The organism is Paenibacillus gorillae, assembly GCF_000513275.1.
GTDB classification, from domain to species: Bacteria; Bacillota; Bacilli; order Paenibacillales; family Paenibacillaceae; genus Pristimantibacillus; species Pristimantibacillus gorillae.
On record NZ_CBVJ010000106.1, the window covers coordinates 75,085 to 88,097 of the forward strand.

The 13,013-nt window shown below is 54.0% G+C and carries 10 protein-coding genes; 2 read left to right on the forward strand and 8 right to left on the reverse strand.

All coding sequences use genetic code 11. The features are described from left to right. A complete protein-coding gene (locus TY10_RS19890) occupies positions 1–525 on the forward strand; it encodes a GNAT family N-acetyltransferase (RefSeq protein ID WP_042167252.1) in 525 nt (174 codons plus the stop codon). A 67-nt stretch (positions 526–592) separates the two neighbouring features. On the opposite strand, the gene TY10_RS19895 is transcribed toward TY10_RS19890, so the two are convergent. From TY10_RS19895 to TY10_RS19940, 8 genes are all read right to left on the reverse strand, one after another. Next, a complete protein-coding gene (locus TY10_RS19895) occupies positions 593–3,346 on the reverse strand; it encodes a transglutaminase-like domain-containing protein (RefSeq protein WP_042167254.1) in 2,754 nt (917 codons plus the stop codon). Further along, positions 3,336–4,898 (reverse strand): DUF58 domain-containing protein, encoded by a 1,563-nt coding sequence (locus TY10_RS19900; RefSeq protein ID WP_042167257.1) that lies wholly within the window; start codon positions 4,896–4,898, stop codon positions 3,336–3,338. Before TY10_RS19900 ends, TY10_RS19895 begins: the two co-directional genes overlap by 11 nt. Then, positions 4,891–5,940, reverse strand: a complete 1,050-nt coding sequence (locus TY10_RS19905) for an AAA family ATPase (protein ID WP_042167261.1) — start codon at positions 5,938–5,940, stop codon at positions 4,891–4,893. Before TY10_RS19905 ends, TY10_RS19900 begins: the two co-directional genes overlap by 8 nt. A 968-nt stretch (positions 5,941–6,908) precedes the next feature. Beyond that, a complete protein-coding gene (locus TY10_RS29075; protein ID WP_052350662.1) occupies positions 6,909–8,354 on the reverse strand; it encodes a serine hydrolase domain-containing protein in 1,446 nt (481 codons plus the stop codon). Between the two features lie 160 nt (positions 8,355–8,514). After that, complete coding sequence (gene bcp / locus TY10_RS19925; RefSeq protein ID WP_042167266.1) at positions 8,515–8,991, reverse strand: thioredoxin-dependent thiol peroxidase; 477 nt, start codon at positions 8,989–8,991, stop codon at positions 8,515–8,517. An 82-nt stretch (positions 8,992–9,073) separates the two neighbouring features. Further along, the gene (locus TY10_RS19930; RefSeq protein WP_042167267.1) at positions 9,074–9,865 is read right to left on the reverse strand and encodes an ABC transporter permease; all 792 of its coding nucleotides are present in this window, start codon (positions 9,863–9,865) and stop codon (positions 9,074–9,076) included. 6 nt (positions 9,866–9,871) lie between these two features. Then, on the reverse strand, positions 9,872–10,666 hold the full coding sequence (locus TY10_RS19935; protein ID WP_042167270.1) for an ABC transporter permease: 795 nt from the start codon (positions 10,664–10,666) through the stop codon (positions 9,872–9,874). Then, positions 10,663–11,712: an ABC transporter ATP-binding protein gene (locus tag TY10_RS19940; protein ID WP_042167273.1), complete on the reverse strand. Its 1,050-nt coding sequence runs from the start codon at positions 11,710–11,712 to the stop codon at positions 10,663–10,665. The genes TY10_RS19935 and TY10_RS19940 overlap by 4 nt, the downstream gene beginning before the upstream one ends. 211 nt (positions 11,713–11,923) lie before the next feature. On the opposite strand from TY10_RS19940, the gene TY10_RS19945 reads away from it, so the two are divergent. Next, the gene (locus TY10_RS19945; protein ID WP_042167275.1) at positions 11,924–12,973 is read left to right on the forward strand and encodes an LCP family protein; all 1,050 of its coding nucleotides are present in this window, start codon (positions 11,924–11,926) and stop codon (positions 12,971–12,973) included. The last annotated feature ends 40 nt before the right edge of the window (positions 12,974–13,013 follow it).

Sequence of the window (13,013 nt, forward strand, 5' to 3'; positions counted from 1 at the left end):
ATGACGGAAAAGCTGCTACTAGTAAAACCGACAATTGATCTGCAATTGCCCTATGTTGATTTTTATGAGGAATGGAAACAGAGCGGCGAGGATATGGTTCCTTGGGTCATTGGCAAGGACCCCTCCGATTTCCGCTCGATGGTTCAATTTCTGCTTGATAATGAAAAAGACGGGACACGTCCCTACGACCAGGTTCCGGACTCGACATTTTGGCTGCTGAGCGAAACTAACACCATCCTCGGGGCGGTAAACATCAGGCATTGCCTTACGGAAAAGCTCCATCAACTGGGCGGCCATATCGGCTATGGCATTCGCCCTTCGGCAAGACGTAAGGGGTACGCGACAGCCCTGCTGGCGCTCGCATTGAACGAGGCGAACAAGCTCGGCATTAACAAAGCGCTGGTCGTCTGCGATGCCGACAACATCGGTTCCGAGCGCACGATATTGAGCAACTGCGGTATTCCGGATGTTAGCTTTACTGCTGAGGATGGCAGCTTGGTCAAACGGTTTTGGATTGAGACTTAAAGGTGTGAAAAAATAGAAGCGCCAGGCTGTCCGTTCGGTTATACCGGAGCTGCCTGGCGCTTCTATTTTATTTGCGGGCACGAAGCGCTTGAATCGCCGTCGCCAGCTCCTTCGGCGGCGGGGCGATCCAATCCGTCTGCTGCCCGAACCTCGCTTCATCGTCCCAGGCGATGAAGCGTTCGAGCGCTGCCGCGCGCGCCGGCGGCAGCGCGGCTCTCGCCGCTGCCCCGTATTCACGCGCGGTCTGATGCGGCGTCCGCACGCTCATACGGCGCTGCAGCAGCTTCCATGTCGCGGCTGACACGGCCGTGAAGCGCTTCTGTGTCCGCTCGAGAGCGGCCTGCGACACAGATGCAGCGGCTGTTCGCTCAGGCGCAGCCTGTTCAGCAGTAGCTGCTGGCGCTTGCTGCACCGACTTATCAGTTACAGTGCCGGCTGCCCTTAACGGCTCAGAATCAGCTAGTGGAGCACGTGCCGCTGACTCTTCTGTTGCTGGCTGAGATGCTTGTGCAGGGGGAATTACGATACGCGCCTGCTCTGCGGCCGTACCGCCCTCTATTAAGGCGCGTACCCGTCCATACTCCGCAGCAACCGCCCCTACCGCTTCTGATGCAGCAGCACCTAATCCAGGCCTGCCGCTGCTCATTCTGGCATACGCCGTATTGTATCGGCGCATTGCCAGAGCTAGTTGCAGCCTATGCCGCTGAAGCACAGCAAACGCTGCGCAGACCAGCGCTAAAGCGATAGATGCTAAAGCAGCTTGTGCCGCGGGCGCTGCATCAGCGATAGTCTGCGCTGCATTTCTCGCCGACTCTGCGACGGCTGCTGCCCCCTGTCTCGCCGCAGCCAATAATCCGTCAGCTCTAGAGGTCATAGCGGCTGCCGCCGTCTTATCTGTCATACTGCCGCTTCCTGCCGCGCTGCTCGAAACTCCGCCTGCCGTTGTAACCGATGCGCCGTTACTTTCAGCACCTAATGCTCCGCCAGAGACAGATGCGACGACAGGCCCGCTTCCCGAGCTGCTGAAACCCGGTGTCGGATCAAACGGCACCCAGCCAGCCTCGGGAAAATACACCTCAACCCAAGCATGTGCATCTTTTCCCCGCACCTCATATGTTGTTATTCCCGTCGCATCCTCGTACACGGGAGAGCCCGATGTGAAGCCCTTCACCCACCTGGCCGGGATTCCCTGCGTTCGCAGCAGAATGACCATGGAAGAGGAGAAATGGACGCAATAGCCGCTTTGCTGCTCGAACAGAAACTGATCCACCAGATCCGCCCCGGAAGGAGGAGCTTTGGTGTCCAGCGAGTAAGTGTAGTTATTTTCTAAATACGTCTCAATCGCTTTAACCTGATCCAGCCGGCTCGTCACGCCTCCGCCTGCAATTTCTGCCGCAAGAGCAGACACACGGCCTGGCAGCGTGTTCGGCAATTGCAGATAAATCTCCAGTTCACTATCATCAGCAGAAGCTTCCGAACCGAAGGAATATTTGCCTGTCTTCGACAATATCGCCTCATCGGTAATGAGCAGCCTGCTTTGCACCGTGTATTTTTCTACCTTCGCCGTATCCGACGGAGCGAATAAAGCCCCGGTCGCTTCGTTGCGAACATAAGTATTGAGCTTGCGGCGCGGGTCAGCAGCCTCCAGATGCTGCACATGGCCGGAAGCTCCAGCTGCAAATAGAGGCAAGCCTTGACCGGGAGTCGCAAGCATTACGGTTTGTGAAACGCTTTTTCCCAGCTCGGTCTCCCCGTTCCGCACGTTAGAAGATTCTGTGCTGCCCGTTGCCCCCGAAGCCTCAGAATTGTCGCCTGCCTCGTCTACCGGAAGCAGCGTCTTGCGGCTCCATGTATCGCTCCAGCCCCGTCCGTCATAGCTGCTCTTAGCTTCGCCCCGCCAATAAGCACGAACGGGTGACAAGCCGGTAAAAACAACCTTGTCGTCTTGTACAAGCGGTCCTCCCAGCTCCCGGTCGTCAAAGCCGTAACCGGTTATTCCCGCATTGTCCGTGCTTGCCTGCAGTACGGCAGAGCTGCCGCCGCTGCCCAGCGAAATAATCGCCTGCTCTAGGCGGCTTGCCAAGGATGCCGTCCACGCGGCCGGCTCTTGATAAGTTGGCTTACCGCCCGATAACAGCAGCCCCGCACCGACGCATATCGCTACTACGAATATAGACGCTCCCAGCCAGCCTGTGCCGCTTCGCAAGCCTCTCTCCCGTACACCGCCATGAATGCGCTGCGCCCTGCTCGTTGCGACAAGCGCGCCCAGCAGCAGCCCTTCTGCCGTTGTCCTTAGCAAGCCGGGAGTTACGTCCATACCGAGCCAGACATGCAGCGTCAGCAAATAGAGCGCCGTTGCCGCAGCAAAACCAAGCGACAGCTGACGGAGCCACATTAAAGCCTGAAGCGCAGGCGCAAGCAGCGCCCAGCCCACGAACAGAAGCAGCGTACGCAGCTCGCCGGACATCGTCCACAGCCCGTACTCCATCATCAAGCGAATATCTTCCCACAGCAGCCCCGGAAAATGGGACAGCCATTGCAGCGCGGTTTCATCGCCGCTTTTAAACAGCCACATCAAGCTCATGATACAAAGCCCGCCATTAAATATTAATGACATATACCAGGTTGGCCGGAACAATCCCGCCCCCAGCACACAGCCGATAATGACTAGCAGCGGGCCTAACTGGTAGATGGCCCCCCACTCACTGTTGTCCACCCATGGAATCATCCACTCTGCAAGCAGGCCGAACAACAGCAGCGTTGTCAGGAGACGATAGCGAAGCGATTGCTCGGCTTGCCTATTGTCGTAATTAGCGCCCATTCGAGCTCCCTCCCTCTGCTGTGTATGGCAGTTCCATCATCCGCTCGGGAAAAGGCAGCCAGTGCAATAGAATGCCGTAAGTCTCCAGCAGCCGCTGCTGCTCCCGCATCGCATACGTTAACACGGACTGTTTCGTCACGATATGAAGCTCCAGCCGGCAGCCCTGATCGTTTGCCAGAGCTGCTAGCTGCGTCCAGCCTTTGCCTTCCTTCCAATCCGCCGTGTACGCATGCAGCTTGCCTCCTGGGCGCAGGCTGCCAAGCTCCTGCCGATACAGGGCCCCGTCTGCCTTGCTGTCGCCGCCGGCAAGGCGCAGCCTCGCCAGACGCTCCTGCAGAGCTTCCGGCGAGCCCAGCACCGCCGTCACAGCGTCCACGCGGGCGCTGCGCTCGCCCGCGGTTCCCGCTTCACTGCCGCCGCCCGCGTCCCCTGCGGCGGCGTCTTGCGCGGCTAGCAGCCGTACGGCTCCGCCGGCTGCTGCCGCGCGTTCAATAGCCTGCGCCGCCCATGCCGCGCAGGCGTCGAACAGCCGACCGTCGCCGCCATATGCGGCGGCCGACGTGTCGACGATGACAGCCAGCTCGGCGGGCTGCTCCGCCATATGCTGCTTCGTGTAGAGGCCGCGCCCCTTCGCCGCGGCTCTCCAATCGATATGGCGCGGCGAATCGCCTTGCCGGTAGGGACGGCTTTCCGGCCCTACGCCCGGCAGCCGCTTCTTATGCCGTGCCGCCGTCGTACCCGGCGCACCTTCGATACCCGCTACGCCTTCGCCGGCTCCGCGCTCAACAACAATGCCGCCCTCGGGATCGACGCGCATGCTGCCGGCCTCCGGCAATGCCGGCAGCGCGAGCAATTCGCCCGGGCAGCTTATTTGGCGGGTAATGGCTGTCATGCCTAGCCAGTCCCCTGTTGTTACCGTCAGCTCGCTGTACACATGCTCGCCCCGCCTGACATTATGCAGCGAATAATCAATCGTCAGCTCCTTGCGAAATAAAGGGGCTGCAACGTAGCGAAATTCCATCCCCTTATTTCCCGTCCGATTAATCACTTCCTCACCAACCGCATACCACACCAAGGGAATGCCGAACGATCGTCTAATCGTCAGCCGAACCTTCGTCTCCCCGCCATCCCTAACCTTCCGCGCCATAATCTCGCGCCCAGCCGCTAGTCCGGATGCGCCAAGCAGCGGGCTGCCCGCTCCAATGATCATAATGACGCTTAATACGGCAAGCATGAAGGCTTCCAGCTCGCCCCCGCGTACAATCAGCGCACTCAAACTAGCACCCCAAGACAGCAGCAGTAACGACCACGCCGCCCATCTTGTCCGATAGGTCCGATGTTGATGTGAAATGACGAGCTCATCCCCGTCATCGTTTTTGCTTTGTTGTCCGGTCTCACCGCTTTTCGGGGCTGGCATTGCCAAGCTCCCTGCAAACAAGTCCGCCGAATCCGCCAGCTTGGTGCCAGGTCCAGCCGGCTCCATAGCTGCTGCCGAATAGTCTAATGCTGTTTTTACGCTTATACTGCTGACTTCTCCAGCCCTTTTATTCATGACGCCCTCCGGCCCGGCTGAACCCGGATGCAGTCGACTTATGCATAAGCGGAATTGCGCGTATCAATTGCCGTAGCGTTTCGGCTGCTCCTCCATGTGCTCCAGCCCCCAGTCCATTCATGCCAGGGTAAGCCTCTAAACGATGAATGAGTACCGCTTCGCCTGTTGCCAGCAAATCATCGGGCAGCACATAGCCGCGTCCCTCAATATAAGCATAGGCTTGGGCCGCGCGCAGCCAATCACGTCCGGCACGCGGGCTCAGGCCTGTGAGCAGCAACTGCGAACGTCTCGATGCATTGGCGACTTTGACGATATAGTCAAGCAGCTCAGGATGCACATAGGCGAGCTGCGCTTCATTTTGCATACGAAGCCATTCCTCCGGCATTACAGCAGGCCTCAACTGCTGGGGCTCCTTACGCTGACCGTCCGCATATTGAGCAAGCAGACGCAGCTCATCCTGCTGCTCAGGGTAGCCGATCGACAACCGCATCATAAAACGATCCATCTGCGCTTCCGGCAGCGGATTCGTTCCTTCGTAATCCAGCGGATTTTGCGTGGCGATAAGCATGAATGGCTTAGGCAATGCGCGTGTCTCTCCATCCACCGTCACATGACGCTCCTCCATCGCTTCCAGCAATGCGGACTGAGTACGCGGCGATGTCCGGTTGATCTCATCCGCCAGCACGATATTAGCCATGATGGGTCCCGGACGATAGATTAGCTCACCGCTGCGGCTGTCCCACAGCGCCCCTCCCACGACATCTGCGGGCAGCATATCCGAAGTAAATTGAATCCGCTTGAATTCACCGCCAAGCGCTCTTGCGCAAGCGTGCGCCAGCATCGTTTTGCCAACGCCAGGCACATCCTCCAGCAGCACATGCCCGCCCGCCAGCATCGCAGTCAGCGTCATCTTAATCGTCTCTCTCTTGCCTAGCAGCACGCTCTCTACTCTATGAATGAAACGCTGCAGGAGCACCTGCGGCGACTCCGGCCAATGCTGCCGCTCTCCTCGAACCGTATCGTTAAATTTAGGCGCTATCATCGTATTCCTCAACCTCCCGAACGTATAAGATCCACTCTATCTCCAGTGTCGCCAGCTCTCAGCCGGTTTAGACCTGATAGAGTTGCCCTTATAAAAAAATGCCACGCCGGTTGATGCCGCATACGATCCAGTTGCTCGCTTGCTACTCCACCTCCCCACGTCCGCATTCAAACAAAGTTACTTACCCCCCTTCTACTTCTGCATACAAACCAGTTACTTTCTACTCCGCCCCCTACTTCCCCATACTAACCAGTTACTTGTCGCACACTACCGACTACTGCATAAGAGCAAAGCTACTTCCCACTCTACTTCTGCAAAACAAACAGCTTTCAACCACTCGCCACTTAACGTCTGCATACGAACAGCTACTTACTATTCGCTTCCACACTTCCGCATACGAACAGCTACTTACTACTAACTTCCACACTTCCGCATACGACCAAGTAACTATCATCCCCCCCTTCTTCTCCATCAAAATGTAAAAGTACATTTTGATCGCTTCATTTCGCTCCATATTCCCCCTCAAAATGCAAAAGTGCAGGTTGTTTAGCCCAAAGTGGCCGATTCGAGCCCATTTCAGCCATTTCAACTGCACTTTTACATTTTGAACGCCATTTAGCGCCGAAAAAGCGAAATCAAACTGCACTTTTGCATTTTGTTCGAGTTATTCACTCCATCCCCGCCCACTGACAAGTAAGTTTGAGGTTTGAGGTTTGAGGTTTGAGGTTTGAGGTTTGAGGTTTGAGGTTTGAGGTTTGAGGTTTGAGGTTTGAGGTTTGAGGTTTGAGGTTTGAGGTTTGAGGTTTGAGGTTTGAGGTTTGAGGTTTGAGGTTTGAGGTTTGCGGTTTATCCATCACCACACCAGGCAGCTCACCCGCCGCCCGCAACAAAAAAGCCCCAAAGTCGAATAACGACTTTGGGACCCGCTCTTGCCTAAAGCGCCGACCGCGGAAGGCGGCGCCCATCACTTATATCGCAGACGCCGCCAGCGTCTGCAGCTTTTCCATCATCAAAGCGGTATCGATCCCCGCATGATTGCCCAGTAAAATCACCGTCACGCCATTGTCCAAATTCCGGGACATACCCGTGGAGAATCCGCTTCCGCTTCCGTTATGGAATACCGTTTTCCCCTCAGCCGTATCCCTTACGATCCAGCCATAGCCGTATCCCTTCTCCGAATGCGGCGTATACATCGCCTCCAGCGATGAATCGTCGAGCAGGTTGCCGGAACGCAGCAGACTGTCCCACTTCACGAGATCGTCCACGGTCGAATACAAGGTCCCCGTACCCGATTGGGAGACATAATAAGGAGCCTTTACCCACGCTCCCTTGCTCAGCAAATAACCGTCATTGGTAGGCGTCTTAGCCGTTGCCGTACCGGAATTCGTCATGCCCGCTGCCTTCAGCATGTTCGTCTGCACATAATCGGCGTAGCTCATTCCTGAGAGCTTCTCGACAACATACGCCAGCAGCACGTAGCCGCAATTGCTGTATTTGTAGGCGCTGCCCGGCTCGAACTCCAGCTTTTTCGTGCGAATCTCATTTACAGTTTGCTCGATCGTAGTGCCATCCTTGCGTGTAAACTCCGAAGGCAGTCCCGACGTATGCGACAGCAGCATATGTATCGTAATTTTATCGCCGCCTGGTATGCCGGAGGCGACCTTCGAGATGGGATCATCCAGACTCAGCTTGCCCGCTTCGATCAGCTGCATAATGGATGCAGCCGTAAAGGACTTCGTGATCGAAGCGATTCTCGTCTTCATATCCGGCCGATTCAGCTTGCCTTCACCTGCGATGCCATACCCTTTGCGCATAAGCACCTTGCCGTCCTTCGCTACAAGCGCCATGCCCGAATAAGAGCTTGTCTTCAAGTAGCTGTCCACATTGCCAAAAGCCTTCGGCAATAGCGTCACCTTATCCGTAATGATCGTGATCGAAGTCGTTCCGCCAGACTGTGACAGCTGAAGCGATGCTCTCATCGCTTCCATCAGTCCGCGCAGCGGCACCATCAGGCTGCCGTTTACGACCCGGGACGGCCCGGAAATACCAAAGCGATTGCCGTTCACCAGAAAAAAAGAATCACCGGAGCGCTGTGTAATAACGTCTCCATTCAACCGGATCGTCACCGTCTGGCTAGCCTGATCCCATGAGATGCTCCCGCCAAGTGAAACCGCCGCTTCCCGCAGCGGAACCATGGTCGTTCCATTTTGCACAAAAGGCTGTCCGACCCAATTCGCCGTCTTGCCGTCTATCGTAACGACAGCTTTGGTCATCGCCCCCGCTTGTACAGCTGCCGATGCCGCATTAGCGACAGATACCTCCTGCAGACCGCCCGCCGCTCCACCAGAACCAGCTAAGACGACAGCCGCCATCATCGTTACAGCAATCTTTTTCACATTCATATTCCTATTCAAATCCCAATTGCTCCTTTCGCAACAAAGGGATACCGTCCGTCCATTTAGTCTAACAAGCTCGCAGAGCTTAATGATTTTGCATGACGCCAGTGGTTTCGTGTCCCCTTACCAGCCCTGCTTTGCCATGTGACATCCCCAGCCAGCACTTACTCAACACTAACTAACCCTGCAGCGTCTCCAGCACCTTCTGCACATGCCCTTTCACCTTCAGGTTGCGCCACTCCGCAATGAGCTTCCCCTTCTCGTCGATCAGAAAGGTTGAACGAACGATTCCCATATATTCTCTGCCATAAAGCTTTTTCAACTGCCAGACGCCGTACAGCTCACATACCTTATGCTCCGGATCAGACAAGAGCAGGAACGGCAGCTCCTGCTTTTCTATAAACCGCTGATGCGATTTGATAGGATCGGGACTAATTCCGAGCACGACTGCACCATGTCCAGCAAGCGCCTCGTACGCATCGCGAAAATCACAGGCCTCTTGCGTACAAGCCGTTGTAGCATCCTTTGGATAAAAGTAGACAATAACCTTTTTCCCGATATAGTCGCTTAACTTAACCTGCTCGCCGCCCGAACCCTCCAGCGAAAAATTCGGAGCTTTACGTCCAATCTCCGCTTTCGCTTTACTCGTTGCCATGCCTCATCTCTCCTTAACTGTAACGCGCCTTTAACCCAATTAGTTGCTGTCACCCGTATAATAAAAACTATAACATCAGCCTCTATGACCCTGCGCCCCGGTACCGCTTCACGCCGTAATTCCACAGCGACAGGCCCAGGATGAAAAATACGATGCCGACAACCGGTGTCAGCAGCGCCAGCTGGGATATGTCGTCCGACTTCTTCTCCAGAAAGTAAGAGGCAGGGATTACCCCGACGAACGCAAACGGCAATACCCAAGTCAAAATAAACCGGATCGTCTTGTTATAAATGTTGACCGGATAACGGCCGTAATTCTGTATGTTGTAAATGAGCGGCACGATGCCTGTTGGCGCATCCGAGAAAAAGGATAGTGCAGACAGCGCCGTATAAATGCCTCCATATACGAGCACCGCTCCTATAACGAACAACAGCAGCATAAGCAGGTCGTATGCATGGAAAGCGAGGCCCAGATCATTCCAGCAGATCGCCATAATAATCGCTCCGACTGCGGAGCCGATCAAGGAAGGCGGATCGACGTTTTCGAGCAGCACCTGAAACAGGTTATGCGCGGGGCGGGTTAGAATCCGGTCCATCTCCCCTTTGACAATATACCGCTCGCTGAAGTTCCACATGTTGAAGAAGGTTGTAAACAATCCGTAAGGGATCATGAAGAAGCCGTATACGAATACAACCTCAGCCTCCGTCCAGCCGCCGAGCGACGGCGTGTGCTGGAATACGATCAGAATGAAGAACAAGTTCATGCCTTGGAACATTAAGTCCGACAATACTTCGATCCAGAAGTCGGCACGATAGGTCAGCCTTGTTTTGGCATAGTTTTTAATATATTCCCACAGTAAAACTGCATATTTCATTATCCGTTATCCTCCTTGCACGAACAGCCGCTTGCGCGCCGCCCGCCATACGAACAAGATTGGCAAGAGCAGCAGCACAAACCATACGATTTGCAGGCCGATCGCTCCATAAGCCTCATGAAGCGGTGTCCGGCCGGTGAACACAGCGCTTGGCAAATAAGTGATCGCCTGGAACGGCAGCCACTGCATAACCGCGCTCAGCCAACCCGGGAAAAAAGCGATCGGAATGAGTACGCCCGAGAACAGATCAACCATTACGCGCTTCATCCGCATCATGCCTTCGTTGTTCTCCACGAAGAAGGCGAATAATCCGGTCAATATATTGATCTGCGAATTGATCAGGAAGCTGAACAGCAGCATAACTAGATAAACCGCCCAAGTCAGCGGATCAGACGGCAGCCGGACCGGAAAAATAAAGCAGACGATAAGCATGCCCGGCACCATAAACAGCAGCATGCGGAATAATCCTTCGCCAAAGCCCTGCATCATCTTGACCAGCAAATAGGAATACGGGCGGATCAATTGCGTCGCCACGCTGCCGTCGCGAATTTCATTAGCAATTTCACGGTCCAGATTGTTGAAGTAAAATGCTCTAGCCATCCAGGAGACAGCCACATAAGTCGTCATCTGGGCCAGTGTAAAACCTTGCAGCACTTCGGCTTCGCCGAAGATAGCTTTCCAAAGGAAGTAATAAGCGCCGATGTTTATGGCATAAATAATAATGCCGCTATAATAATTAACGCGGTAAGCGAGCATCGTTAGGAATCGCATACGGATAAAATCGATATAAGCGCTCATCATCGTAAAGCCGGCTCCTCTTCCCTAAGCAGCGTAGCGGCAGCCGATGCAGACGCCGATCCGGAGCGGTAAATCTCACGGACAATTTCGTCTGTGTTCGTCTCGATGATTTTAATATCGCGAATGGCCGTGCCTCCTGTGACGATAGAAAGTGCGTCGGATACATTCGTCGTATGCGGCAGCCACATCGTTGCGTTCAGGTCGCTCTCCTGCTTCCAAGTAACGCCAAGACCAGCCGTCAACTGCTCCAGTTTGGCAAGCGGCGTATGTGATGTGAACTGGAACTGAATTTCGCGGCCGCGGCTCCATCTGTTTTTGAGCTCGTCCAATCCGCCGTCATAAATAATCCGGCCGTCGTCCAGCATAATAACCCGCGAGCACAGCGCTTCGATATCCTGCAAATCATGTGTCGTAAGCAGTATCGTCGTGCCTTCCTCACGGTTCAATTCTTGCAAAAATTCGCGAATCGCCGTTTTTACGACAATATCCAGACCGATAGTGGGCTCGTCCAAAAATAAAATCGCAGGATTATGCAACAGTGAAGCAACAAGCTCGCAGCGCATCCGTTGACCAAGGCTTAGTTTACGAACCGGGCGGTTAAGCAAGTCGCCGAGATCAAGCCGTTCTACCAATTGATCGAGACGTCTGCGGAAGTCATGCTCGGAAACGCCGTATACTTTGCGGAGCAGCCGGAACGATTCAATAACGCCGATATCCCACCACAGCTGCGAGCGTTGACCGAAGACGACGCCAATATTGCCGACGAATTTCTCTCGATCCTTATACGGAATATAACCGTTAACCCGGATATCTCCGGACGTCGGCACGAGAATGCCAGTCAGCATTTTAATCGTTGTCGATTTGCCTGCTCCGTTTTCACCGATATAGCCGCAAATTTCGCCCTGCGGAATTTGGAATGAAATATCTTTGACGGCACGAACCTCATTGTACTCCCTTTTAAACAGATCTTTGAGCGCGCCGGACAGCCCTTCGCGATTTTTTTGCACCTTAAACTGCTTTCTTAAGTCTTTTACATCTATAGCCAGCATATTGCTTCTTAACCCCTCTCCGTTGGAACGGTCGACATTTCCCGGGAAATTGCGAGATATTCCCATTGTAAATGATAAAACTTGATTCCTAATGACGTTCCGCTTTATAATTTTATGATATGTAATATTACATTAGATATTGCGAAGCGTAAACGGCAAGACCACAAACCACATATTAGGTTTACATGCTGAAAGGAGCACTTGTACCATCATGCGCAAAAAACAGCCAACAAACAAAAGGCGTCCATGGATTTGGATCCTTACCGGTATTCTGGTCGTTCTTGCTCTTGTCGTTACTGCGGCAATAGTCTGGGGATCCGGTATATATAAACAACTGGATGGCTTCAGCAAACCAAAGGAAGAATCCCGTTTCGGACAGTTTGAAGACAATCCGACAGTGACTACTCCTAAGTGGGAAGGCAAAGAACGTGTAAACATTCTATTGCTTGGCGGCGACGCACGCGGCTTGGAAAAGAATGAAGTACCGCGTTCTGACTCCATACTGGTAGCATCATTTGATCCCGTTACGAAAAAAGCTCATCTATTTTCCGTTCTCCGCGACACTTACGTCGACATTGATGGACGCGGCAAAGGCCGGATCAACACTGCCATTACGCTCGGAGGACCACAGCTTGCCATGAAGACGGTAGGCGACTTGCTTGGCCTGGACATTCAATATTATGTGTATACCGATTTCGAGGGATTCAAGGCGCTGATTGATACGATTGGCGGCGTTAACTTCGACGTAGAGAAGGATATGCACTATACCGATAAAGCGGATAAAAATAAATATGACATCGATTTGAAAGCCGGCTATCAGCTGCTGGACGGGGACAAGGCGCTCCAATACGTCCGTTTCCGCCACGATGCGATGAGCGACTTCACTCGTACCGAGCGTCAGCGCAACTTGTTGCAGGCGGTAGCGAAAGAGCTTCAATCGACTTGGAACATTTTGAAAATGCAGAAAATATTGCAGAGCGTCTCCCCTTACATCGAGACAAACCTGGAAGTGAGCGATATGCTCAAGCTAGGACAGCTTGGTGTAGAGAGCCATGTAGCAGGTACCGCACAGGTTCCTCCAATGGATATGATCGCTGATGAGAACGTCGGCGGCGCATCTGTACTCGCTGTTAAGAATATAGATAACCTGCTTACCTTTGTGCAGGAGAAGCTGGCTGAAGACGAGACGCTAGCGACGCCTTCTCCTTCTCCGGATGCTGAGGGCGGCAGCACGAATAGCGGCACAGCGGGTACTAATTAACTGTGAGAAATGACGTTTAATGGCTTGAAACGGCTTCATT